This window comes from Sphingobacterium sp. WOUb80 (assembly GCF_050058145.1).
In the GTDB taxonomy this organism is placed as follows: Bacteria; Bacteroidota; Bacteroidia; order Sphingobacteriales; family Sphingobacteriaceae; genus Sphingobacterium.
In genome coordinates this window covers 2671789-2694904 of the sequence record NZ_CP165617.1, presented here as the reverse complement: position 1 = coordinate 2694904, position 23116 = coordinate 2671789, and the positions used below count along the sequence as shown (strand labels likewise).

General features: G+C 37.7%; 26 protein-coding genes. 8 read left to right on the top strand and 18 right to left on the bottom strand.

Features of this window, described 5'->3' with window-relative positions; translation table 11 throughout:
- Positions 1 to 101: 101 nt before the first annotated feature.
- Positions 102 to 995, bottom strand: coding sequence for a DUF3078 domain-containing protein (locus AB1Z56_RS11370; protein WP_313267041.1), 894 nt, complete (start codon positions 993 to 995; stop codon positions 102 to 104).
- Positions 996 to 1460: 465 nt separating this feature from the next.
- On the opposite strand from AB1Z56_RS11370, the gene rlmH reads away from it, so the two are divergent.
- Both rlmH and AB1Z56_RS11360 read left to right on the top strand, forming a co-directional pair.
- On the top strand, positions 1461 to 1934 hold the full coding sequence (rlmH, locus tag AB1Z56_RS11365) for a 23S rRNA (pseudouridine(1915)-N(3))-methyltransferase RlmH (RefSeq protein WP_426792082.1): 474 nt from the start codon (positions 1461 to 1463) through the stop codon (positions 1932 to 1934).
- Positions 1935 to 1978: 44 nt separating this feature from the next.
- Complete coding sequence (locus tag AB1Z56_RS11360) at positions 1979 to 2107, top strand: hypothetical protein (RefSeq protein ID WP_426792081.1); 129 nt, start codon at positions 1979 to 1981, stop codon at positions 2105 to 2107.
- A 435-nt stretch (positions 2108 to 2542) separates the two neighbouring features.
- On the opposite strand, the gene AB1Z56_RS11355 is transcribed toward AB1Z56_RS11360, so the two are convergent.
- The 4 genes from AB1Z56_RS11355 to AB1Z56_RS11340 all read right to left on the bottom strand — a co-directional run bounded on the left by AB1Z56_RS11355 (position 2543) and on the right by AB1Z56_RS11340 (position 6560).
- A complete protein-coding gene (locus AB1Z56_RS11355) occupies positions 2543 to 3796 on the bottom strand; it encodes a PQQ-dependent sugar dehydrogenase (RefSeq protein ID WP_426792080.1) in 1254 nt (417 codons plus the stop codon).
- A gap of 154 nt (positions 3797 to 3950) precedes the next feature.
- The gene (locus tag AB1Z56_RS11350; protein WP_309363570.1) at positions 3951 to 4196 is read right to left on the bottom strand and encodes a hypothetical protein; all 246 of its coding nucleotides are present in this window, start codon (positions 4194 to 4196) and stop codon (positions 3951 to 3953) included.
- 70 nt (positions 4197 to 4266) lie between these two features.
- Positions 4267 to 5091, bottom strand: a complete 825-nt coding sequence (gene murI, locus AB1Z56_RS11345) for a glutamate racemase (RefSeq protein ID WP_309363572.1) — start codon at positions 5089 to 5091, stop codon at positions 4267 to 4269.
- A gap of 53 nt (positions 5092 to 5144) precedes the next feature.
- Entirely contained in the window at positions 5145 to 6560 is a 1416-nt protein-coding gene (locus AB1Z56_RS11340) for a glycoside hydrolase family 125 protein (protein WP_426792079.1), read from the bottom strand.
- Between the two features lie 194 nt (positions 6561 to 6754).
- On the opposite strand from AB1Z56_RS11340, the gene AB1Z56_RS11335 reads away from it, so the two are divergent.
- Both AB1Z56_RS11335 and aroQ read left to right on the top strand, forming a co-directional pair.
- On the top strand, positions 6755 to 8428 hold the full coding sequence (locus AB1Z56_RS11335) for a gliding motility protein RemB (protein ID WP_426792078.1): 1674 nt from the start codon (positions 6755 to 6757) through the stop codon (positions 8426 to 8428).
- Between the two features lie 232 nt (positions 8429 to 8660).
- Complete coding sequence (gene aroQ / locus AB1Z56_RS11330; protein WP_309363578.1) at positions 8661 to 9080, top strand: type II 3-dehydroquinate dehydratase; 420 nt, start codon at positions 8661 to 8663, stop codon at positions 9078 to 9080.
- 91 nt (positions 9081 to 9171) lie between these two features.
- On the opposite strand, the gene AB1Z56_RS11325 is transcribed toward aroQ, so the two are convergent.
- From AB1Z56_RS11325 to AB1Z56_RS11305, 5 genes are read right to left on the bottom strand one after another with little or no spacing between them, the layout of a single operon-like run.
- Positions 9172 to 10146, bottom strand: coding sequence for a bifunctional riboflavin kinase/FAD synthetase (locus AB1Z56_RS11325; RefSeq protein WP_313267033.1), 975 nt, complete (start codon positions 10144 to 10146; stop codon positions 9172 to 9174).
- A gap of 55 nt (positions 10147 to 10201) precedes the next feature.
- The gene (truB, locus tag AB1Z56_RS11320; RefSeq protein WP_309363582.1) at positions 10202 to 10924 is read right to left on the bottom strand and encodes a tRNA pseudouridine(55) synthase TruB; all 723 of its coding nucleotides are present in this window, start codon (positions 10922 to 10924) and stop codon (positions 10202 to 10204) included.
- A 9-nt stretch (positions 10925 to 10933) separates the two neighbouring features.
- Positions 10934 to 11728 carry an undecaprenyl-diphosphate phosphatase gene (locus AB1Z56_RS11315; protein WP_070565586.1) on the bottom strand — a complete coding sequence of 265 codons (795 nt, stop codon included), beginning with the start codon at positions 11726 to 11728 and terminating at the stop codon, positions 10934 to 10936.
- A gap of 22 nt (positions 11729 to 11750) precedes the next feature.
- Entirely contained in the window at positions 11751 to 11990 is a 240-nt protein-coding gene (locus AB1Z56_RS11310; protein WP_293906620.1) for a DUF3098 domain-containing protein, read from the bottom strand.
- Positions 11991 to 11992: 2 nt separating this feature from the next.
- Complete coding sequence (locus tag AB1Z56_RS11305; RefSeq protein WP_309363584.1) at positions 11993 to 12871, bottom strand: cell division protein FtsX; 879 nt, start codon at positions 12869 to 12871, stop codon at positions 11993 to 11995.
- Between the two features lie 218 nt (positions 12872 to 13089).
- On the opposite strand from AB1Z56_RS11305, the gene leuS reads away from it, so the two are divergent.
- Positions 13090 to 15873: a leucine--tRNA ligase gene (gene leuS / locus AB1Z56_RS11300; RefSeq protein WP_426792077.1), complete on the top strand. Its 2784-nt coding sequence runs from the start codon at positions 13090 to 13092 to the stop codon at positions 15871 to 15873.
- 54 nt (positions 15874 to 15927) lie between these two features.
- Here leuS and AB1Z56_RS11295 read toward each other — a convergent pair whose 3' ends face one another.
- Positions 15928 to 16209 (bottom strand): GNAT family N-acetyltransferase, encoded by a 282-nt coding sequence (locus AB1Z56_RS11295; protein ID WP_309363588.1) that lies wholly within the window; start codon positions 16207 to 16209, stop codon positions 15928 to 15930.
- 373 nt (positions 16210 to 16582) lie between these two features.
- Here AB1Z56_RS11295 and AB1Z56_RS11290 point away from each other — a divergent pair, with 373 nt between their 5' ends.
- On the top strand, positions 16583 to 17008 hold the full coding sequence (locus AB1Z56_RS11290) for a cold-shock protein (RefSeq protein WP_426792076.1): 426 nt from the start codon (positions 16583 to 16585) through the stop codon (positions 17006 to 17008).
- A 196-nt stretch (positions 17009 to 17204) separates the two neighbouring features.
- Here the strand turns inward: AB1Z56_RS11290 and AB1Z56_RS11285 are convergent, their stop codons facing one another.
- Entirely contained in the window at positions 17205 to 17540 is a 336-nt protein-coding gene (locus tag AB1Z56_RS11285) for a hypothetical protein (RefSeq protein ID WP_426792075.1), read from the bottom strand.
- A gap of 92 nt (positions 17541 to 17632) precedes the next feature.
- Positions 17633 to 17818, bottom strand: coding sequence for a hypothetical protein (locus AB1Z56_RS11280; protein WP_426792074.1), 186 nt, complete (start codon positions 17816 to 17818; stop codon positions 17633 to 17635).
- 61 nt (positions 17819 to 17879) lie between these two features.
- Here AB1Z56_RS11280 and AB1Z56_RS11275 point away from each other — a divergent pair, with 61 nt between their 5' ends.
- A complete protein-coding gene (locus tag AB1Z56_RS11275) occupies positions 17880 to 18461 on the top strand; it encodes a TetR/AcrR family transcriptional regulator (RefSeq protein WP_426792073.1) in 582 nt (193 codons plus the stop codon).
- Between the two features lie 32 nt (positions 18462 to 18493).
- Here AB1Z56_RS11275 and AB1Z56_RS11270 read toward each other — a convergent pair whose 3' ends face one another.
- Positions 18494 to 19339 carry a metallophosphoesterase gene (locus AB1Z56_RS11270; protein WP_426792072.1) on the bottom strand — a complete coding sequence of 282 codons (846 nt, stop codon included), beginning with the start codon at positions 19337 to 19339 and terminating at the stop codon, positions 18494 to 18496.
- Positions 19336 to 19848, bottom strand: coding sequence for a GNAT family N-acetyltransferase (locus AB1Z56_RS11265; RefSeq protein ID WP_309363598.1), 513 nt, complete (start codon positions 19846 to 19848; stop codon positions 19336 to 19338). The genes AB1Z56_RS11270 and AB1Z56_RS11265 overlap by 4 nt, the downstream gene beginning before the upstream one ends.
- A gap of 117 nt (positions 19849 to 19965) precedes the next feature.
- On the opposite strand from AB1Z56_RS11265, the gene AB1Z56_RS11260 reads away from it, so the two are divergent.
- Positions 19966 to 20445: an SRPBCC family protein gene (locus AB1Z56_RS11260; protein WP_309363599.1), complete on the top strand. Its 480-nt coding sequence runs from the start codon at positions 19966 to 19968 to the stop codon at positions 20443 to 20445.
- 165 nt (positions 20446 to 20610) lie between these two features.
- Here the strand turns inward: AB1Z56_RS11260 and AB1Z56_RS11255 are convergent, their stop codons facing one another.
- The 3 genes from AB1Z56_RS11255 to AB1Z56_RS11245 form a co-directional block, all read right to left on the bottom strand.
- The gene (locus AB1Z56_RS11255; RefSeq protein ID WP_309363601.1) at positions 20611 to 21231 is read right to left on the bottom strand and encodes a hypothetical protein; all 621 of its coding nucleotides are present in this window, start codon (positions 21229 to 21231) and stop codon (positions 20611 to 20613) included.
- 301 nt (positions 21232 to 21532) lie between these two features.
- Positions 21533 to 21682 carry a hypothetical protein gene (locus tag AB1Z56_RS11250; protein ID WP_426792071.1) on the bottom strand — a complete coding sequence of 50 codons (150 nt, stop codon included), beginning with the start codon at positions 21680 to 21682 and terminating at the stop codon, positions 21533 to 21535.
- A gap of 924 nt (positions 21683 to 22606) precedes the next feature.
- Positions 22607 to 23086: an RrF2 family transcriptional regulator gene (locus AB1Z56_RS11245; protein ID WP_309363605.1), complete on the bottom strand. Its 480-nt coding sequence runs from the start codon at positions 23084 to 23086 to the stop codon at positions 22607 to 22609.
- Positions 23087 to 23116: the final 30 nt, after the last annotated feature.

The following is a 23116-nucleotide window of genomic DNA, read 5'->3' as shown; positions in this document are numbered from 1 at the left end:
AATAATAGAAAAAACCGAATGATTTAAATTCGGTTTTTTCGTTTATAGCAGTTATAATTTATATTGCTTATGAGGGCTTGTTCCTGCTGTTTTTTTGATCTTTAAAATTTATAGGTCACACCTGCTCCAACAATTTGCCTAATTTGTAGGGCAGAATTTCTCTTTCCAACTTCAACATTATCTTTAATAATCGGAATAGCAGTATTGTCATCGTAGATCATCTGTACACCTGCGTTTACGGTGATAAACTTGTTTACCTTCATAAAAAGATTGGCCGTATAGTCTATATCTACATTTTGAGGTTTATCTAAATAGTTTGAATAGAGTTTTAGTATATTTTCAAATGAAATATTCTCCATTAAATTTACTTTATAATAAGCGTCAAATGATGCACCAAATTCTGTGCGGGATTTGCTGTTTTGGTCGAGACCGTATCGTGTAGACAAGAGTGTGTCTCTTACAAATACAAATCTGAGCGCCGCAGGGGAGAGGTTGAATCTGAGGTTATCAGATCTTTTGTATGCAAAACCAGGTCCGAAGCTCAAATACGCCGGGGCTAAAAATCTGGATATCCGTTTTTTGGGTGAAGCTGTGTAATCATAACCATCGGCAAATTGTGTGTTGAAATTTAAAAAGAATGTATATAGCCAGTATTGGGACGCTTGATGGCCCAACAAGCTGTTTAATACTAATCGGTCGTCATTTTTTCGCCAGTCCGATTCTTTTTGAAAGGTTAGCCCATAAGCTGCCAGAACTTTGTTGTCCCATGACCATTTGCCTTTCTTGTAATTGAAGTCGTAATTGAGAGTTAGGTTGCCGGAAAATGAATTTACCCCACCTGCTGCCCAATTGGAAAATGAACTTTGGTTGATCAAAAAAGTGTTTTCTCCTTTGATGATCCAGGTTTTGGTGCTGTCTGCTGCAGTTGTTTGAGCGTAGGTTTCATGTGCTATTAAACTTAAAGCGATAAGGATAATTGATTTGATTATTTTCATGTGTATACTTATTTTGTTTGCATTTCCATGTTATTATAATTTCCATGAGCAGGTACAATTTTACGTCTTTTTATGGGGCTAAATGTAGTCGATTATTCCTAGTTATTGGATTTCCTGAACTACTTATTGTCCTATGCTACATTGGTCTTCGCGATGCCTATGAAAGCTAGCTTATTATCCATTTTCAACGTGATGTTTTAAGCGTGTACGAGAAAATAAATGTTTTATAACTAAACGAATAAATGGGGGGAATGTTTTTTTGTTGTTTTGATTGTGTTTATTTTAAATAAAATCAGAACTTTGCTCAATTGTATGTATGCGCTATTTATTAGCGTAACAGCTCTTGGATAAAAGTTTGTGAACGGCATTTGACAAGGTCCAGAAACAGGAAGAGAGGTATTCTTTTGGATCTAGAAAACTGGCTTCTCTAGGGCTATTCACAACAATAACTTATAAAATGTTTAAATGAAGATAACGTTACTTTGTATAGGGAAGACGGATGACAAATACCTGATTGAAGGTATTGAAAAGTATATTAAACGGTTAAAGTTTTATGTGAACTTTAATATTACGGTGATACCCGACATCAAAAATGTCAAGAATCTTTCTGCTGAGCAGCAGAAAGATAAGGAGGCTCTTTTGATTCTGAAACAATTACAGCCTCAAGATTTAGTCGTTCTGCTGGATGAACATGGAAAAGAGTTTCGCTCCTTGGAGTTTTCTGCTTATCTGGAAAAAATGATGGTGCAAAGTGTTCAGCATATGGTATTTATTATTGGCGGTCCCTATGGGTTTGACCAAAAAATTTATGATCGCGCAAATTCAAAAATTTCATTGTCCAAGATGACATTTTCACATCAAATGATTCGTTTGTTTTTTACAGAACAGCTTTATCGAGCATTTTCTATCATGAAGGGTGAGCCTTATCATCACGAATAATATGGAAAAAAGTCCGTAACTTCATCATGAATAAAAACAAGCTTATGAATTTGCCCAACAAACGAGATTATCACTATAAAAGTGACGAAGGAGAGAAAAATAGCCAATTGAATAAATACATTATGATTGCTTGTATTATCATCGTAATCGCATTGGCCTATTTTTTCGCATAGCTTAATGCCCTCCATACGGATCTAGTAAAAGAAATAAATCTCTTACTTAATATCCGTATGGAGGATATCAGCAGATGATTTTAATAAATTTTAGTTGAATTGTTTAAGCAAGAACGCTTAATTTTTGGGAGAAGGTTGGCAGGTTTTGCGCGTTCTTTTTGGGGCGGTGTTGTTTACGAATCCCCAGTTGGTCATATAGAATGACAAGGGATTAATTTCTAATAATTTTTTCATTTTTTCTTTTTTTACCATATAATAATTTATTGATTCGCTAATAGATGATCAATAATCGAGCCAAACTAGAGCTGTTGTCATGTTTGAAAAGAAATATAGCAAATAAGGTCAATAAAAAATAATTGAAAATGTGTTTTTTAGCACTAGGTCAAAATAAAACGCAGCCCATTGGAGAGGGGCTGCGTCGAATCGAAGTATTATTTATTTTTTATCAATTTTATATAATTTTCCGATATCTGTGATAGCGTACAGCGCGCCATCTTTGCCCTGCGTGATATCTCTAAATCGTTGTCCTTCACTGCCTAGTAGACGTTCTTCTCCAACCACTTTGTTATCCTTCAGTATAATTCTGGCAATGTGCATGCTGCTCAAACCACAAATAAAAAGATTATTCTTCCATTCGGGAATATTTTGTCCGGTATAGAAAGTAATTCCGCTAGGGGAGAGGACAGGGTCCCAATAATAAACAGGCTGTTCTAAACCGTCTTTTTGCTGTATGCCTTCACCAACTTTATCTCCTTTATATTCTATACCATATGTAATTGTTGGCCACCCATAGTTTTTGCCTGCTTGTATTCTATTCAGCTCATCGCCACCCCGAGGGCCAAATTCAGTTTCCCAAAGATCACCTGTTTCTGGATGTAGTACGAGTCCTTGTGGATTGCGATGTCCATAGCTGTAAATTTCGGGACGGACATTCGGCTTACCTATAAATGGATTGCCAGGTGCAGGCTGTCCATCTGTAGTGATGCGCAGGATCTTGCCCAATGCTGCATTCAGGTCTTGTGCCAGTGGTCTAGTAACCAAATCTGATCTTTCACCAGTACTCAGAATAATATTTCCTTCTTTATCGAAGATGATACGGCCGCCATAATGCAGATTCCCCTTATGTGCCGGAGTTGCCTGATAGATCACTTTAGCACCTTCTATTGATTTCTCGTCTGCCGACAGTTTTCCTTTTGCAACTGCCGTCAAAGTTCCCGCAGCCGTATTGTCCGAGAAAACCCAGTAAATCATCCGATTTGATTCAAAATTTGGGTCAAGACGTAATCCTAAAAGCCCTCCTTGGCCGCTGCTATTTACTGGAGGTAAACCTTTGATCGGTTCTCCTAGCTTGCCGTCTGTACTTGCAATACGAAAGTCACCCTCTTTTTCTGAAATTAATAATCGGCCATCGGGCAGTGTAGTAATTCCCCAAGGTGATTTTAATCCTTCTGCGATTACCTTCCCTTCGAAAGGAGTCGTCGTTTTCGCACCTTGAATTCTGGTTTGTCCGGCAAATGCTGGTTTATAATCTGTGTTTGCCTTTTGTGTTTCTACTGGAGGGTAGCTTGTGGTGTCAGTTGCAGAATTTGCGCTGCTATCCGAACTTGAATTTGAATTCGCATGATTGGAATTACATGCCGTTAATCCTAAAGATACGGTTAAAAGGCTTAGTGTCAGTTTGGTTTTCATTATCTTTGACTTGTTTGTTGTCTGATTATCTGCTTGAAGATATTAAAAATTAATGAAATATTATTTTCTAGCATGTAATAATATATATACATTACCTATGAAATAAAAAGTGAAATGCTAGTTCAGCTTAATTGTTTTATACCTATTAAAGGAGTTACTTTGCTGCTAAACAATTTTTTACTATCTGTTGGAGTTCCGTGTCCTTGTTGATATAATAATCACTTATATCAAGAATTGTATTTGTGTTTAAATTGTAAATACATACCGGCACATAGTTGGGTTGTGCAGAGGTTTCGAAAGTTTTAAAATAGTCAGCACTTTCTTGGATGCTTGAAAATTCTTTGGATTCGCAATGCTGTGTGTCTTGATTATAGGCTATGGTTATAAAGTTCTTTTTCATTATATCTCCCTTTTATCAGAATAACGAAAATTGGGAAGCAAAAGTTTTAAAAATCGTAGCTTTTTATTTTTTAAACACTGATATGGCTTGCCGCTATTGGCTGCCCAAAAAATATTTTTGCTTTGCTTTCAAAGTCTCTCGGATCATCTGTCGTATAGAAGGCCAATTGACCATTTTGGGAACAAATTGTTTCAATTTCCTGATGTCTACTGAGATATTCTTTTAAGCTATTTGCAACAATAGGCCCCTGAGAGATTATCTTTATATTGCCGGGCGTATATTTTTTGATTACGGGCAGTAATAAAGGATAGTGGGTACAGGCCAGCACAATGGTATCAATCTGATCCGATTGTAGTAGAAGCTCGCGCAAATCCTTTTCTACAAAGTAATGAGCACCTTCTGTATTGATTTCATTGTTTTCTACTAAAGGAACCCAAAAAGGGCAGTCGTGCTGGAAAACTTCAATTTCTGGATTGAACTTGTGTATTTCTATTTTATAAGATTCAGATTTTACAGTTCCTGTAGTCGCTAAAATACCTATCTTGTTTGTTTTCGTAAAATTGTGTACGATTTCTGTCGTAGGTCTAATGACGCCAAGAACTTTCTTTCCTGGAGGAAGGTCGTTTTGTTGAATGGTTCTTAGTGCTTTTGCTGAAGCTGTATTGCAGGCTAAGATTACGAGGTTACAGCCTAGGTCAAATAGCTTAAAAACACATTGTTTGGTGTAGTTATAAACGGTTTCAAAGGATCTTGTACCGTATGGAACACGGGCGTTATCGCCTAAATAGATATAATCGTACTGTGGCAAAAGATGCTGAATTTCCTTAAATACGGAAAGCCCCCCATAACCAGAGTCAAAAATGCCAATAGGCCCAGATTTTGATAAATTATCCATAACACAATGTTATAAGCTCTTTCACTTATAACATTGTGTTACAAGTTTCAGATTTATTGAAGCAAAGATGGTTTCTCTTTATATATTTTCCAAATTAATTCGCCAAATAATGTATTTGTCCAAGCAAACCAATGTCTTGTGAATTTTTTAGGATCGTTTTTATGAAAAGATTCATGCATAAATCCAGTTTCACCATGTGTATTGACCAGGGTTTTAATACAATGACGAATCTCATCATCATTTGTTGAGGTCTGCGCTCGCATAATAATGGACATCGGCCATATCATATCTCTTCCTATGTGAGGTCCACCAATGCCTTCTGCTGCTGTTCCCTTAAAAAAGAATGGATTTTTGTCGGAAAGAACAAAATTCCGTGTGCGTTGGTAAACTTCGTTATTTAGATCTACAGCACCTAAATAGGGTAGGGCCAACAAGCTTGGAATATTTGCGTCATCCATCATCAGATGACTCGAAAATCCATCTACTTCAAAGGCATATATTTTCCCCAACGTAGGGTGGTCTATGATTCCATATTTATTGACCGCGGCCTCCACTTCATTGGCCAATGCTTCCATTTGAGCTGCGAGTGTCTGTTCATTTTTGACCTTCTTCAAAATTTCCGCAGACTGTCTAAGGCTAACGATTGCAAATAAATTGGAGGGAATCAGAAATGAGAAAATAGTGGAATCGTCTGAAGGTCGAAAACTAGAGCAGATCAAACCAACCGGATTTACAGGATATCCATAGCCATCTACTTGTAATGTGTCAGATCCTCTGGAGGTTGTCCGTTCAAATTTATAAGGACCTAAACTATCTTTACGTTGCTGTTCAACGAAAGTCTGATATACTTTATGTTGAGCTTCCAGCCATTCTTCATTAAACGGACTACTGTCATTAGTTTCTTTCCAATAATGATAGGCTAATCGAATTGGATAACATAATGAATCGATTTCCCATTTTCGTTCATGAATTCCAGGTTTCATGTTTGTATGATCACTGAACCATTCGCCTTTTTTTGTTGGATCGTTATAAAATGCATTGGCGTAGGGATCAATATTGATACATTTACTCTGTTTTTGGATTAAACCAACAATAAGATCCTGCAATTTTTTATCCTTTTTCATAAAAGGAAGGTACGGCCATACCTGCGCACTGCTGTCACGCAGCCACATCGCATCAATATCTCCCGTGATTACATAAGTGTAATTCCGGCCATTTTGAACATAGGGAAATACGGTCGTATCCAAGGTATTCGGGAAACAATTGTTAAATAACCAAGCCAGTTCCTTATTCTTAACATTTTTCTGAAATTCTACAATTGCATCTTCGATTACCTTGCTGGAAAAAAGTCTTTTCTCTTTAACCGTTCGTACAGTAGGAAAAGAATGTTCCTGAGCAAAGGAAAATTTGCTTGTAAGTGCACCTGCAGTCAACAGGGTTGCGTTTTGGATAAATGTTCTGCGTTTCATGCTTATTAAGGCTGTTTATGTTATATAAGGTTATTTAATGAGATGCAAGATATAAATATTTTTGAATAAAAGGAACAGCAAATACGATTTAGCATGATAAAATTGACTGAACATATGAATAAAGTCAATTTTATTCGGTTAATTTGCGTTTAGGAATGCATTTTGCTAGAAAAAATAATCTTTGAAATAATTTTATGAGGCTGAATATAACAAAAAATAATAATTTACTCCGAATAATGCTGGCAAGCATGGGAGTAGGTATTTCCTTCGGAGGTTTTGCCCAGATTAAAAGCCAACCTTATTCGTATCATTTTTATCAAAAAATGAACGATGTGGTTTATTCTACGGAGACGAGAATGCATACTTCGGCTAAACCATTCGTCATTAAAGACTCTTTATTGTTAGCCAAGTTTGATTCCATACAATCCAATAAACCTGTTTCTTCTTCCAATTGGTTTATGCGTAAGATTTTTAATGAGCATCTTGTGCAGGTTGAGAAGGACGATTATACATTCTACGCTGATTTTTTGCCTGATCTTTATATTGGAAAGGACATGCAGGGTGATAAACGGCGTACTTGGATGAATAGCAGAGGATTTCAGGTGGGATTGAATGTGGGGAATAAATTTACATTCAATACTTCCGCATTTGAAAGTCAGGCGGTCTTTCCGAAATACCTTGATGATTATATTGTTGCAAATAAAGTTGTTCCTGGCCAGGGAAATACGAAATTTCAGTCTAAAAATAAAATGGACTGGATGTATGCGACAGCGAGCATGACCTATGACGCCCATAAATATATCCAGGCAACTTTGGCTTATGACAAAAACTTTATTGGGGATGGGTATAGATCCATGCTTTTATCCGATTTCTCCTCAAACTATGCGCATCTGAAATTGACTGGGACGATAGGAAATGTTCAATATACCTCAATCTGGGCTTATATGAATGATCCTACGCACCCTAGACAGGATTTAACGGGTACATATCCTATGGAGGGGCAAAATAACAGACGTTTAGGAGATGGGAAGAAATGGGGCGCCTTTCAATACTTGGATTGGAATGTAACCAATAAATTGTCGGTAGGCTTTTTTCAATCTGTTGTTTGGGCAGCGCAGGATGAAGCTGGGAAAAGAGGTTTTGATTTTAGTTATTTGAGTCCAATTATCTTTATTCGTCCTGTCGAAAGCAATAACTCGACTTCACCCGATAAAATGTTTTTGGGTTTAACCTCAAAATATAAGCTTCCTTATAATTTGACAGTATACGGCCAGTTTTTGTTAGGAGAATTTACGGCGAAAGAGTTTTTCGCAGGCAATGGATATGCACATAATAAATGGGGAGCACAACTTGGTGTAAGGGGATATGATATGTTTGGTGTCAAAAACCTGAGTTTTTTAGCGGAGTATAATACGGCTAGACCTTATACTTATGCGCACTTTAAATCATATTCAAACTATAGCAACAATGCCGAACCATTGGCGCATCCGAAAGGAGCAAACTTTAGAGAGCTTGTCGGTCTTGTGAATTATGCCTGGGATCGATGGGACTTTTCGCTACAGGGCATGTTCACCCAAAATGGACTTGATCTACCTGATGGAAGTAATATGGGAGGGAACATCTTTCAATCCTATAATACGATACCAAATTTATACGGAAACCATATCGCGCAAGGGATAAAGAATAATATCTACTATGCAGATGCGAAGGCTGCCTATGTGCTTAACCCGAAGTATAATCTTCGTTTAGAACTCGGTTATACCCAACGATATGCAAAAGCGCAATATGATACGCCTGTTGTCAGTAAGTCAGGAGTGGTTTCATTTGGACTTCGCTCCAGTTTCCGTGCAATTTATAACGATTTATAGCAATTTTTATAAACGGATCTATAGACAAACTATATTGATTCTGTTAGGACAGTCAATATATAGTTTGTCTTTACAATCATGTCTCAGGGCAAATTGACAGCATAGGGAGTGATTGCTCCTTGAGGGCCTGCTAGCTTAGCATTAAGGTTGACTTAAAAACTATTGATTTAAACAGAATAATTGCGTGTAGTCAAATCGTAAATGGACATGCACAAAAGATAATTATATTCCAATGAAAAAAATCCTCATACTGAACGGCCCAAACTTGAATTTATTGGGCATAAGGGAAAAATCAATTTATGGTAGCCAGGACTTCCTGAGCTATTTTGAAGAGCTAAAAGGACAGTTTGAAACGGTGCAATTACATTATTTTCAAAGCAATTCAGAAGGAGGATTAATTGACAAGATCCACGAAGTTGGTTTTGAATTTGATGGAATTGTATTGAATGCAGGGGCTTACACGCATACTTCTGTTGCCATTGGAGATGCAATTGCTGCTGTCACTACGCCTGTTATTGAGGTTCATATCAGTAATGTTCATCAAAGAGAGGAATTCCGTCATCATTCGTTTTTGGCAAAGAATTGTAGAGGCGTGATCTGTGGTTTTGGTTTGGATAGCTACAGATTGGGGATAGAAGCACTTCTGAAATAAATACACTTCCTTTACAAGGAAGAGAAAAATAGTCATTTATAAAATAAAAAAGCGGGAATTCCCGCTTTTTTATTTTATAAATGACATACTGTTATCCAATAAGGCTTCTGATTTCTACTTCGTCTGCTTTGATCTGAGCTTTCATTTCTTCAAGTGAATCGAACCGTTCATCGTGACGGATAAAATGGAGGAATTTGACGCGTAATGTCTTACCATAAATATCCTGATCGAAATCAAATAGGCTGATCTCAATAGCACGATTCATACCATCGACAGTAGGTCTGGTCCCTATATAGCCCATACCCTTAGCAATTGATACAGGACTTTCTTCTTTATACTCCCCTGTAGTGATATTTTGGATATGGTTATAGATATATACCTCCACAGCATATATACCATAGGCAGGTATGAGCTTATGCGGTTCGTGGACCTGAAGGTTTGCTGTTGGAAATCCTATTGTACGCCCAATTTGGTCGCCTCTAATAACAGTTCCCGTTAATTCAAAAGGATAACCTAAATAAAGATTAGCCGTTCTTATATCGCCTTTTATAAGCGCTTCACGGACTCGTGTGGAGGATACAGCAATATCATTGATATCCTGTTCGGGGATTTCGTCAACACTGTAGTCAAATATAGATGCAAACTGCTCTAAATCGCCCATAGAACCCTTTCGATCTTTTCCAAAGTGATGATCATAGCCTATCACAATCTTTTTCGTGCCCAGTTTACCAACAAGAACATTACTAATGTATTCTTCTGGAGTCTGATTGGAGAAATCGCGGGAAAAAGGAATGATAATCAAATGGTCAATTCCCACTTTACCCAGCTGACTAACCTTTTCTTCGATATCGTTGATTAAGCGTAAGCTATCATCATCCGGATTGATAATCAACCGTGGATGTGGAAAAAAAGTAAGTAAAATTGTCTCACCATTAATTTTTTGAGCTGCTTCTTTTAAATGCGCCAATATTTTTTGATGGCCAATATGGACACCATCGAAAGTACCGATGGTTACAACAGCATTTTCAACTGGTGAGAAATCATCTAAACTTCTGTAGATTTTCATTTATAGGAGTTTTTGCAAAAATAAGATAAAGAATCAATAAAATGGGACGGTAAAGTTATTTAATGATTTCTTTATGACGTTTTATTTCAGCGATAAGTTGTTCTAGATTCCATGCATTTTCTACTTTATAATCCCCGCTTTTGGTGCGTCTCAAAGAACTCAGATGTGAGCCGCTCTGTAAGACTTTTCCAAAGTCATAGGCTAGTGATCTGATGTAGGTTCCTTTTGAACAGGAGATACGAAAATACACGTTTGGGAGTTCGATTTTTTCAATCAGAAAGCTATTAATGCGTACTTGGCGAGATTTTATTTCAACTTCTTCGCCTCGTCGGGCTTTTTCATACACGCGTTCGCCATTTATTTTAATAGCCGAGTGGGCTGGTGGAAATTGCTGAATATCGCCTTCAAAGGATTTCGCAGCTTCAAGGATCATTTCCTCCGTAATATGATCGATTGCAAAGGTTTCATCAATTTCCGTTTCCAGATCATAAGAAGGCGTTGTAGCTCCCAGTGTGATCGAACCGGTGTATTCTTTGTCCTCAGCTTGGTAGCTGTCAATTTTTTTTGTGAGTTTGCCTGTGCAAACAATAAGTAAGCCGGTCGCAAGCGGATCTAAAGTTCCCGCGTGACCGACTTTTAATTTTAACGGTTTGATGGAGTTTCTGACTTTACCAACAACGTCAAAACTTGTCCATGTTAAAGGTTTATCGATCAACAGCATCTCTCCTTCAGCAAAGTTGAACTTCGCTGAGTTTTCACTAACCTCTATATTTTCCATCCAAAGATTTTAGATAATTTGTAAACTATGACCCGAAAGCAGAAGGGCAAGAATAATAACACCAACGATGATTCGGTACCAACCAAATGCTTTAAAACCATATTTGGTCAAAAAGCCAATGAAAGACTTGATGGCAACGATGGCAACAACGAAACCAATTAGATTTCCTATGATGAGCAAATTAAGCTCTTCTCCTGTAAACGTATTCCCTTCCTTGAAAAATTTCAACAGCTTCACTGCAGAAGCGCCAAACATCATTGGCAAAGCTAGGAAAAAGGAAAATTCAGCAGCAGCTTTACGGGTTAACTTTTCTGCCATACCGCCAATAATCGTACTTGCAGATCTTGAGGTGCCCGGGATCAATGCAAGACATTGATATACACCGATCATAAAAGCTTGTTTGTAGGAAACCTTGTCCGAATCTTCAACAGTTGGCTTGTTGAACCACTTGTCAACAAAAAGTAAAACCAGGCCTCCGACCACTAACATGACCGCGACCATTAGAGGGCTTTCTAATAGTGCGTCAATATAATCGTTGAACAGCAAGCCCAGCACAGAAGCCGGAATAGCTGCGATAATCAATTTGTAATAAAAAGAAAGCGTTTTAAAAAAACGTTTGTAGTATAGCACTAGAACGGATAATATCGTTCCCAGCTGGATGACAATCGTAAATAATTTGACAAATGCTGATGGTTGAATACCCATTAAGGCAGTAGCAATGATCATGTGACCTGTCGACGATACAGGCAAAAACTCCGTTAATCCTTCAATGATAGCAAGGATAATAGCTTCAATAATAGACATCTGTTTAAAATAAGATTATGCTTTAGTTGGATTTGTTTTTGGGACGGTATAGGATTGCTGCGAATCCTATGGCAAACCCGAGAACAACAACAATAGGAGCCAAGGTAATCTTGGTAAAACTATAAATGTCAGTTTCACCGGACATCAATGCAAAGCCAATGATTACAACAGCTAAGCTAGCTATAAACAGTTGGTAATTTACTTTGGAGAATACAAATGAACCTTTGTTTACTGATTCAGTAGATTTCTTTATTTGAGCCATTTTTATCTGTATAAATCGTTAGATTGTGCCTTTAAGTATTTTGTTACCGCGAAATAGGTACTAAGTCCCGAAATGAGAATCCCAATTAAGATTACGCCTAAAAAGATCACTCCAAATTCAAACCAGTTGCGTAAAAAGACCAATTCAGGTATTTGCTGCTGCGCAAACTTAAGCGTTAAAATGAGGAGTAAAATTGCAATTAGAGATCCCAGCAAACCATGAATGATGCCATAGGTTATAAATGGCTTGCGGATAAAGTTTTTAGTCGCTCCAATCAGTTGCATACTTTTGATTAAGAAGCGTTGTGAGTAAATTGCCAGACGGATTGTATTGTTTATTAAAGCTACGGCGATAATGAGTAGAATGACCGCAAATGCCAAAACAATCATACCGATAATACGTACGTTTTGATTGACCATGTCAATCAATGATTCCTGGTATACAACTTCTTTGATCTTATTGTTTTTGGAGATCTTCTCAATAAAAGTTTTAATACTATCGGTATTGGCATAATTCTCTTTCATGTAAACATCTAAAGAAGGCAGAAGTGGGTTATGCCCCAAGTATTGTACGAAATCCTCACCGAGATCCTCTTTTAGATTTTTTGCAGCTAATTCTTTACTGATATATTCGGTACGGAGTACATAGGGATCCTTCTCAAGGTCTTTTTGCAAGGATAGCACATCACCTTCACTTGTACCATCATTCACGATGACATTTAAGACAATATTTTCCTTAACGTATTTTGAAAGATTTTTAGCGTGCACCAAGAGTAATCCCAACATACCTGTTACCAGCAGCACAAGAGCGATACTGATCACCGTAGATACATATACAGATTTTGTTTTTCTTTTTTGTGTGCTTAATTCGTATTCTGACATAATAAGCAAAAATTTATTTGCGAAAGTAACTATTTGAGTGGAAGATTTCGAATTAATCTTGTAATTACTTTGATAAAAATCTATTCGAACACTGTTTTCTTCCTATGTTTAATTAACTTTTCAATACTATAATTTATTGTTCAAACTACAAAACTTTTATCACATTTCGGTATTAAAATCGTAATTTCGCAAGTCATAAAAATTCCTTACGAATAAAAATGGAGTATAATCACAAATCATTAGAGAAAAAGTGGCAAAAGTTTTGGGCGGATCATCAAACGTATAAAACGTCCGATACGCATCAAAAGCCAAAATACTATGTATTGGATATGTTTCCTTATCCTTCTGGAGCGGGATTGCACGTTGGTCATCCGCTGGGATATATTGCTTCGGACATCTTTTCAAGATATAAACGTTTGAAAGGTTTCAATGTATTGCATCCGATGGGATATGATTCTTTTGGACTTCCTGCAGAGCAATATGCCATTCAAACTGGCCAGCATCCTGCTGTTACGACTGAGGTAAATATCAATCGTTATCGTGAGCAAATGGATAACATTGGCTTCTCTTATGATTGGAGCCGCGAAGTACGTACTTCCGATCCTGCTTATTACAAATGGACACAGTGGATTTTTATGAGATTGTTTGATTCTTGGTATAATAAAGAATCAGATAAAGCCGAACCGATCGAAACGTTGATAGCGAGGTTTACAGCAAGTGGCTCTGCTTCCATTGCAGCGGTTTCTGATGAAGATGTGTTGGAATTCAGCGCCGAAGAATGGAAATCTTTTGATGAAGAAAAGCAACAACGTGAGTTATTGAAATATCGGATTGCTTATTTACGTGAAAGTACGGTAAATTGGTGTGCTGCTTTAGGTACAGTATTGGCGAATGACGAGGTAATCAATGGTGTTTCTGAGCGTGGTGGATATCCGGTTGAGCAAAAGAAGATGATGCAGTGGTCTATGCGTATTACTGCCTATGCGGATCGTTTGTTAAGAGGGTTGGATACGGTTGATTGGCCAGAACCATTGATTGAAATGCAACGAAACTGGATCGGGAAATCGGTCGGTGCTTCTGTGAAATTCCCGGTACCGCAATTAGATACGGTCATCGAAGTTTTTACGACGCGTGTAGATACTATATTTGGTGTTTCATTTGTTGTTTTGGCGCCAGAGCATGAATTGGTCGCAGCATTGACAACTCCTGAACAACAAGCTGAAGTCGATGCGTATATCGAGAAGACGGCAAAGAAATCTGAATTGGATCGTATGGCCGATACAAAAACAGTTTCAGGAGCTTTTACAGGTTCCTATGCCAAGCATCCGATTTCAGGACAAAATGTACAAATTTGGATTGCGGATTATGTCCTTGCAGGATATGGTACAGGTGCTGTTATGGCTGTTCCTAGTGGTGATCAACGTGACTATGTTTTTGCTAAACATTTCAACCTAGAGATTATTCCTATTTCCGATACACAAAATATTGAAGAAGAAGCCGATCCTAATAAGGATGGGAAATACATCAATTCCGATTTTATCAATGGCATGACCTATCAGGAGGCTGTACCAGCTTTAATTGCAAGATTAGAGGAGCTTAAATTGGGAAAGGCGAAAGTAAACTTCCGTATGCGCGATGCTATTTTTGGACGTCAGCGCTATTGGGGGGAGCCAGTGCCAGTTTACTTTAAGAATGGATTACCTTATTTAATTAAGGAGGAGGAATTACCACTATTGTTACCTGAGGTGGATAAATATTTACCAACAGAATCAGGAGAACCTCCTTTAGGAAGAGCTAAAGATTGGAAATATGAAGATCAATACGAATATGAGTTGAGCACGATGCCAGGATGGGCGGGTTCTTCATGGTATTGGTTTAGGTATATGGATCCGAAGAATGAGGGTGATTTTGCCTCCAAAGAAGCTGTAGATTATTGGAAAGCCGTGGATTTATATATTGGAGGCTCTGAACATGCTACAGGACACTTATTATATTCGCGTTTTTGGAACAAGTTTTTAAAAGATTTGGGTTACCAAAATGAGGAAGAACCATTCCGTAAATTGATTAATCAAGGAATGATTCAAGGACGCTCAAATTTTGTATACCGTGTGCTCGATGAAGAGGGCAGAGGTACTAGCCAGTTTGTGTCCTATGGTTTAAGAAACGATTATAAAACAATTCCATTGCATGTAGACGTTAATATTGTCTCCAATGATATGCTGGATTTAGAAAAATTTAAAAACTTCAGACCGGACTTTGCTAATGCTGAATTTGTATTGGAAAATGGTAAATATATCTGTGGTAGTGAGGTGGAGAAAATGTCGAAATCCAAATTCAATGTGGTCAATCCGGACGATATTATCGAGTCGTATGGAGCGGATACACTGCGCCTATATGAAATGTTTTTAGGTCCATTGGAGCAAGCTAAACCTTGGAATACCAATGGTATTGAAGGGGTTTATAAGTTCTTGCGTAAAGTATGGCGCCTTTTCCACGATGCTGAAGGTAATTTCAATGTTTCTGATGAAGATCCATCCAAAGCGGAATTTAAAGCTTTGCATAAAATTATCAAAAAGGTGGAAGAAGATATTGAGCGTTTTTCATTCAATACTTCCGTATCAGCCTTTATGATCTGTGTCAATGAATTGACGGATCTGAAGAGTAATAAACGACAAATATTGGAACAGTTGGTGGTTATTCTCCAGCCTTATGCGCCACATATCACCGAAGAGCTATGGGCACTGCTGGGTAATGAAGCGGGCACACTTTCGTACGCTTCATATCCTGTCTTTAAACCAGAATATTTAGTTGAATCTGAATTTGCGTATCCGGTATCTTTCAATGGTAAAATGAAATTCAATCTATCATTGGCGCTTGATTTAGATCAAAAAGCAGTAGAAGATACGATTAAAGCACATGCTGATGTACAACGACATTTAGATGGGAAAGCGATCAAAAAGATTATTTTTGTCAAAGGAAAAATAATCAATATTGTGATTTAACCCACTCAATACACTATAAAAAAGCCGTTTTATCGACAGGATAAAACGGCTTTTTTATGCCAATACATCTTGAAAAGCTATTGTTTTGTCGAAAATAGCTTTCGCATAGGGACAATTTGGGATAATTTTGGCATCATTCTTTCGGGCATAGTCAACCGCCTCCAGTACCAATTTTTTTCCCACACTCATTCCCTTATATTCGTCGTAGACCTCCGTATGATCAATAGAAAACTCATGATCGTTTTGCCAAGTATACTCTAAAATTCCAGCTTCACTATTTTCAACTTCTGCAATAAAATTGCCTCTGTCTTCCCTTTCGATGTTTCTTATTTCCATAGTTTTTTCTCAAAATAACGCCCAAATGACCTTTTTGTTTTATGAAAGTTTTCAATTTTTGTGATTGAAATAGATCGCTTTTATAGGATTGGTATAGATAGGCTATGGTTGAAAATGCTTGTCGCTCCTAAGAGCCGTACTCGAGTCCGTTTAGCCAATAAGATAACAGTCTTTGCATTTGCTGTTTAAAATCGAAGAAACGAACCGGTTCTAGCTTAAAATCTGGGGGACAAGATCTTTAGATATCCCTTTTTTGAAGAATTTTTCTTATATTTGCAATTATCTCCTTAGTATACCTCGCATTTTTATCTTTTCAACGAAGCTCTAAAGGTCCGTAACCTCTTCGGGAACATTTTATTTTAATCCATATTGAATGAGCAAAAGCCAAATTACATTTAACAAAAAAGAACGAGAAAAAAAGAAACTACTCAAAAAACAACAGAAAATTGAAAAAAAAGAATTCAACAAAACAAATAATGACAAAGGGAAGTCGTTAGAAGAATTGTTTGCTTATGTTGACGAGCATGGGAATATCTCTGATAGACCTGCAATTAAATTGAAAGAAGGAGAGAGTCCTAGTATGGCCTCGAACCATCAAGATGACTATTCCTTTGGAAAGGTTGTTCACTACAATACAGAATCTAACTATGGGTTTATTCGGGACAGCGATACGCAGCAATCTATTTATTTCAATGATCGTCTTGTCGGACAGAAATTAAACCTCAATCAAAAGGTTAAATTTAAATTCAAAAGTGCTAAGCAAGGAGCGCAAGTCACTGAAGTATTGATTGAGTACTAATAGGAAACAAGACACTTAGTCTGTGAAGTGCTGTTAATATAAGGTCCTTTGTTTGATGTCATAATGGTTGGAATCAAACAAAGGTTTTTTTTTGCCTTATCTGGCCTATTTTTCGCGCTCCGATAGCGATAGGAGGATATTGTTTGAGAATCGTTGATTGATAAGGCTGATTTTCTGTTTTTAAGTACCTATTTTTTTAGGGCACTACGTTCGCATCTGGATTGGGCGAGCTCGCAGCTTCTTGCTGTTGTGCTAATTGAAAATTCCTCCTTATGTAATAGGGTTGGTGAAAACAGAAATAGAATAAACCGCCACTAAAATAAGCCAAAATATCAATAATATCTCCGGTATTATAGCTTGTATACTTAGGCATGATCCACTCAAAAAGGATAGATACCAAGAAAGAAATCGTCCAGATTTGATATAGAGGGTAGCCGTGTGCCCTGTTTTTGTTGAATAGAAAACTTCCAATCACGGATGAAAAATGAATAATGATCGGGACAAATACCAAATCGGTTAACCAATTGTTCAAGTATGGAATTGGAGCATTCACCGACCTGCTGAATCGGATGAAAAACCAGCAAAACCAGTAAAAAATAAATAAACCATCAAACAGTTCCTTGCTTAGTGTGCAAAAGACACTGCGATTAACATTGCGATAGCTCCACATGCCATTAAGGTTAAAAACATAAAAAATGCTGTTTGTTTGCCGAATTTTTTCCAGGGGCTATCGTTCGGATTTGCCGGAATCAAAGTTTGTTTTAGTTCCTTAAACTGTCTTATTAGCCAATTGTTTGATGATTTTTCCATTCTATTGTCTTATTTAATAATTCACGATACAAATTTAGAACAATTGTTCTAAATTTGTATCGTGAATACGAAAGAAAAAATTATTAGCGAAGCGCTGAAAATCTATAACCGGGATGGTATACGCACGGTAACGACACGTCAGATCGCACAAGAAATGGGGATAAGTGCCGGTAATCTTCACTATCATTTTAAGCATACAGAAGATATTATTTTTCACATCTTTCAGTTACTTGAGGCTGGCTATGAGAAAATGATTTTGCTTCCAGAAAAAAGGGGCGTCTCGTTTCAGCAATTATTGGACGGTTTTATCGAAGGCTCCTATGTACTGATTGATAAGTATAGATTTATTTTTGAGAATTTTGTTGAAATCTGTAACTGGATTCCTAGGATTGCCGAATCCTATAGACGTTTGGTTGAACAGCGCGAGGGGCAGCTGGTTTCCTTATTTATGTATTACGCTGATGGGGGGATGTTCCGTAGCGAAATCCCGCTGTTGAATTTAAAGAGATTTGTACGTCAGCTTTTCATTGTTTCAGATTTTTGGAGTTCAAGTTATGCTGTTTTGGGTAGACAGCAAGGGATAGATCCTTTCGAGGATTATAGACAGACAATTCACACGGCATTCTATCCCTATCTTCTTTAAAAGATCAGTTTTAAACTGTCGTAGTTCAATTTTTATTCTTTTTTCAAGGTGAAAATTGTTACCTCGGGCCTGGCATTGAATCTGACGGGGATACTGTGACCTAATCCCCGATTGACATATAATGTCCTATTTCCGCTTATTCTTTTTATTCCCTGATCGTAGTTTTTGTTTTGTACAGGTAGGATAGGAGAGCCCCAGAAAGGAATTCGTACTTGCCCTGCGTGTGTATGTCCAGCCAGAATCCAGCCATTGTAGCTATTCCAGACATCGAGGTCAACAGCATCGGGATTGTGGCATAAGACCAGGCTGGCTTTTGATTGGACATAGTCCTTCAGGGCTTTAGCGGGATCAAAGTTTGTACCCCACAAATCATCTATACCGAATATGCGTAATCCCTGGACTGTTACGCTTTCATTTCTCAATACGTTAATATGATACCCATGGAGTAGGTTTACGATTGAATCTGCCGCGGTGCGGTCCTGAAAATTCTTTCCGTAATCGTGGTTTCCAAGGATTGCCAATGTTTGCAGTTTACCTTTTGGTGCAATCCGCATGACTTCATTGAGCTCTGCTAATGGCATTTTATCTTTGACAAGCCGTACAAAATCGCCGGTATATACCACGATATCGGGATTTAATGCGGTGACTTTACTGAAAGTTCCTTTTATAAAATCTTTATCCACGTAGTTGCCGATGTGGATGTCCGAAATTTGGACCAGCGATTTTCCTTCCAGTGCTTCAGGTAAATGATTTATAGTTAGGTTGACTTGCTCATATTTTACCCAATGCGGCTCTATTTTCCAGCTATAGAAACCGAGCAATACACCTGTTATCAGCAAGCATATTGTTATTCGCTTTATTTTTTGTTTGTTTTTCATCGTGCTAAATTAGCTTTCCAGTCAGATTTGCTTATCTGCATAAGGACGCTTTTCCAGGTCGAATGACCAATCGTTACTTCTGAAATAATATTTTTGTTGATCCGGAAACCTACAGCTTCATAACAGCGGATTGCATGGCTGTTCCAGTCATAAACATTTAATTCAGCAGTGTCATAGTTGTCTTCGATAAAGAGCAGTTTTAATAATGCGTTTACGGTACTTTTGCCATAGCCTTTATTTCGTTCGGAATTTTTTGCAATAAGAATGCGGCACAGTCTTGGGGTGTTCCGTTCGAAGTTTAGCTCGCAGTGGCCAATAATTTCTTTGGTGGCAGTATCGGTTATTTTAAAGATACGGCGTTTTGGGTCCTGAATATATTTTTCAAGTTGGAGATCAGTAATCGGAAAGGAGAAATAGGGACCTGCAAACTGCAATAGATCCTCTTCGGATCCAATCCAGGACTTGAAACGAGGAAAATCTGATTGTTCGAATCGAATTAATGTTATCATGATTATTGTTTAGCCGTCTTTCGGATGCGGCAGGTCAATTTAGAGAATTCTTGTGCTCGATCCTAAAGAAATTCCTGAATTTTACGAAATTCGTGTCAAATTTATTATAGAAGTGTTATGCCGCAGCTTATTTTAGATACCGTTATTAAAGCTCCTCTGTCTGTTGTTTTTGATTTGGCACGGAGCATTGATTTGCATATGTACTCGACAAAGAAAACGGGAGAAAAAGCGATTGGTGGGGTCACGACGGGACTGATTGAAGCAGGGCAACAGGTTCGGTGGTGTGCGAGGCATCTTGGTGTAAAGCAGACATTGACCGTTCGGATAACTGCAATGGAAAAGCCTTATTTTTTCGAAGATCAGATGATCCAGGGGGTGTTTCATTCTATGGATCATCAGCATATCTTCGAGGAGCTTGAAGAAGGTAGCATACTCATGCGTGATGTGTTCAATTTCAAGGCTCCGCTTGGTATATTGGGGCGATTGGCAGAATGGATCTTTCTCAAAAGATATATGCTTCGGTTTCTTGAAGAGCGCAACCGTGTGATCAAGGAGGTTGCCGAATCGGGCAATTATGCAGATTATGTTTCTTGTTAATCCTCCGGAAATAACAGAAGCACGCCAGTAGGGAGGGTTGGTCTCTTCGGCAATAAGTTCCCGAGCTAATTTGCGCTCGGAAATAATTCGATGCCAGATGTGGATGTGCTTAGGGGTTGAAGTGTTGGGTGCTTTTTTTCTGATTAGGAGTGTGAACTAGTGCATCTATTGGTTCCTGGCTACAATGACCAAATCGCTATTTTCCTTTCGAAGCTGTTCTTGCAGGAAGTCAAAGGCACCTTTCTGATGGGTTGTCACCTGATAGATTTTGTTAAATTCGTTGTAGAAATATATGCGATAGCTGTTTGGGCCGCGGGAATGCCGAATGATTTTTGTTTCAATACGGTGAATTTGACCCACACTGATCTTTTTGTCTCCGATGAAAGGAAAGAATAGAATTTTATTTTCGCAGAAAAGATAAGGGGCAATAGTCGCGTTTATACGGATTAGGCGCCTGGTGTATTGCTGATAAATTTCCAGGTCAGTATCGTTTAACCGTTGTAATGCGCGAATGAATTTTTGGTATTTGATATAGACTATCCAGATAAGAAGTCCAAATATAAAACCTAAATAAACAAAAAGAAAGGATAGGGTAGGGAGTGACTTGTAGAAAAACGTGAGTTTGTCGTCGCTATCTGACCATTTCTGGAAAAATGAAAAGAGGAAGAATCCGTAAAAAAAGGCGAATATACCAAAGAAGAAGGCCATTATAATATTGCGCGTTTTTCTCGTTCTGCCTAGTTCTGTTGTTAGAAATGATCCTAGTGTTGATGTAGTACTGCTCATGGTTTTCTGAAAAAGTCTAAATATAATAAAAGAGTTTGTTTACTTTTTGTGTACCTCGTTTTGAATTTTTTGATTTAACTATTCTTTTTCTTTAAGATTTTTAGCTGATAATTCTGTATTTAAGGGCTTTATTATGTGTGTCGACTGTATTTTTGCTTCTTTGATATCATCTATGACAGCCGGGTATAAATGATAGGGGGCGGGGGAAGAAGGGGGATGACGTTGTTTTAAGCTTATCTAGGCTTTGTTTTGGTGGGTGTGTAAATTCCTTTGGTTGTTTGAAGATGTTGTCTTAAATCGCTTAAAATTGACCTTGAATGAGAAGTAATACCCTATGATCTCTTGTGAGTCTTGTTTGCGCCGGTATTTCATATAGGGCAGTCGTAGCCATGATCGCATTGGACGGATGTCTGTCGTCTTCCAGGTCGATACCGGATAATTTAGTTTTCATCTTTATGTCTGTAGCTCGATTAGCTCGTCTGTACGGTCTTTTGGAAATCGGATAGCGGATGAGTGCTTTTCTCAAAGATATCATTTCAGATCGCTTAAAAAAGATTTCAAATCGAAGCATTGGTAGGAGCTTTCTGTTTTGTTCTTAGTTATCAAAATAGTTTGGGGAAAATCAGCTTTGACCCTGCCAATTTTATCCGAACCAACAGGGTTGGAGTACTTCACTCATGTCTATAGTCTGCGCGAAGTATTTCCTGATGGTTCTGGCGCTGGGGTAGTGGCTAAAATGGTTTGCTGGCCCAAAAACAGGTGTGGATAAAATTTTATCCACACCTGTTTTTGGGTTTATACGGTTTTTTTATCCCATTTTTTATGTTGTTTTTCTGTTTATGTGAATTGCTTAATTATTTGTAATATAGAGATTAATGTTTTTATTTTTTACTTTTTATTTTTAGTGTCTATTAAAGCCGTTGAAATTGGGGTTTGGTCAACGAAATAACCCTATTGACGATGGTTTAACCCTAAGGAAAGCGCCGAAATTAAACAATAATCAGCTTGAAATCTGGTGAGAAAAAACTTATTTCGGTATTCAAATAGGTCTATCATGCTAAATAGGAGCATTATTTTCAGAGGGTTATATACAGCCGGCTAATTACTGTCAACATGGTATCTTAAGATATTCTTCTTGAGCTATTCATTCCAATTTACCGGTATTTTGATCATTTAAACAAATAGGGAATGGAATCTTTTGAAATACTTTTTTTAAGATATATTTTTTTGTTTATATATTTGTCTTTCAGTAGTAATATGCTTCTTATATAAAGTTTATGTTTTTCTTAGGGAGAAGCATAATATCTCGTTTCAGATGAATTGACAACGGAAGAGAGTAGGAAGGAATAAAATAAAAAACTATCGATTTAACCGCTTATTTTGATGGATTATCGTCAGTTTTATGAGGGGTGATATGGCTTTTAGTTAATAGGATTTTCCCTTTAATAAGATCATCGTTGAATTGTCCTAGTGTTGTTTTTTGAAGCATTTCAGAAAGGTTGTTGCGGATATTTTTGAACTCGTGATGCAAGGGACAGGGGTATTGCTCAGAGCAAAATTCAAGTCCCATGCCGCATCCGACAAAAAGGTTCTCGCCGTCTATTGCCTTGACGACTTCCGATAGTGGTGTGGACATATCTCCGCTATCGAGGTAAAATCCACCGCCGGGTCCTTTCATGGACCGAACGATACCTGCCCGGCTTAGATTCTGTAATATCTTGCCTAGAAAAGCTTCTGGAGAATGGATGCTTTCTGCTATTTCTTTGATGCCCACACGTTTGTTTTCTTGAGAACTTTGTGCAATAAAAAAAACTGCTCGTAGTCCATATTCACATGTCTTAGAAAAAATACCCATAATCTTTTACTTTTTGCAAATGTACAAAAT

Coding starts and splice junctions, on each gene's coding strand:
- murI (WP_309363572.1), bottom strand. CDS start 5,091: ATGGATAATTTATCAAAATCTGGGCCTATTGGCATTTTTGACTCTGGT.
- AB1Z56_RS11270 (WP_426792072.1), bottom strand. CDS start 19,339: ATGAAAAACAAACAAAAAATAAAGCGAATAACAATATGCTTGCTGATA.
- AB1Z56_RS11360 (WP_426792081.1), top strand. CDS start 1,979: ATGAATTTGCCCAACAAACGAGATTATCACTATAAAAGTGACGAAGGA.
- AB1Z56_RS11295 (WP_309363588.1), bottom strand. CDS start 16,209: ATGGAAATAAGAAACATCGAAAGGGAAGACAGAGGCAATTTTATTGCA.
- AB1Z56_RS11255 (WP_309363601.1), bottom strand. CDS start 21,231: ATGAGCAGTACTACATCAACACTAGGATCATTTCTAACAACAGAACTA.
- AB1Z56_RS11370 (WP_313267041.1), bottom strand. CDS start 995: ATGAAAATAATCAAATCAATTATCCTTATCGCTTTAAGTTTAATAGCA.
- AB1Z56_RS11340 (WP_426792079.1), bottom strand. CDS start 6,560: ATGAAACGCAGAACATTTATCCAAAACGCAACCCTGTTGACTGCAGGT.
- aroQ (WP_309363578.1), top strand. CDS start 8,661: ATGAAAAAAATCCTCATACTGAACGGCCCAAACTTGAATTTATTGGGC.
- AB1Z56_RS11350 (WP_309363570.1), bottom strand. CDS start 4,196: ATGAAAAAGAACTTTATAACCATAGCCTATAATCAAGACACACAGCAT.
- AB1Z56_RS11325 (WP_313267033.1), bottom strand. CDS start 10,146: ATGAAAATCTACAGAAGTTTAGATGATTTCTCACCAGTTGAAAATGCT.
- AB1Z56_RS11355 (WP_426792080.1), bottom strand. CDS start 3,796: ATGAAAACCAAACTGACACTAAGCCTTTTAACCGTATCTTTAGGATTA.
- AB1Z56_RS11260 (WP_309363599.1), top strand. CDS start 19,966: ATGCCGCAGCTTATTTTAGATACCGTTATTAAAGCTCCTCTGTCTGTT.
- AB1Z56_RS11310 (WP_293906620.1), bottom strand. CDS start 11,990: ATGGCTCAAATAAAGAAATCTACTGAATCAGTAAACAAAGGTTCATTT.
- AB1Z56_RS11265 (WP_309363598.1), bottom strand. CDS start 19,848: ATGATAACATTAATTCGATTCGAACAATCAGATTTTCCTCGTTTCAAG.
- leuS (WP_426792077.1), top strand. CDS start 13,090: ATGGAGTATAATCACAAATCATTAGAGAAAAAGTGGCAAAAGTTTTGG.
- AB1Z56_RS11280 (WP_426792074.1), bottom strand. CDS start 17,818: ATGGAAAAATCATCAAACAATTGGCTAATAAGACAGTTTAAGGAACTA.
- AB1Z56_RS11250 (WP_426792071.1), bottom strand. CDS start 21,682: ATGAAAACTAAATTATCCGGTATCGACCTGGAAGACGACAGACATCCG.
- AB1Z56_RS11290 (WP_426792076.1), top strand. CDS start 16,583: ATGAGCAAAAGCCAAATTACATTTAACAAAAAAGAACGAGAAAAAAAG.
- AB1Z56_RS11305 (WP_309363584.1), bottom strand. CDS start 12,871: ATGTCAGAATACGAATTAAGCACACAAAAAAGAAAAACAAAATCTGTA.
- AB1Z56_RS11245 (WP_309363605.1), bottom strand. CDS start 23,086: ATGGGTATTTTTTCTAAGACATGTGAATATGGACTACGAGCAGTTTTT.
- AB1Z56_RS11335 (WP_426792078.1), top strand. CDS start 6,755: ATGAGGCTGAATATAACAAAAAATAATAATTTACTCCGAATAATGCTG.
- AB1Z56_RS11315 (WP_070565586.1), bottom strand. CDS start 11,728: ATGTCTATTATTGAAGCTATTATCCTTGCTATCATTGAAGGATTAACG.
- rlmH (WP_426792082.1), top strand. CDS start 1,461: ATGAAGATAACGTTACTTTGTATAGGGAAGACGGATGACAAATACCTG.
- truB (WP_309363582.1), bottom strand. CDS start 10,924: ATGGAAAATATAGAGGTTAGTGAAAACTCAGCGAAGTTCAACTTTGCT.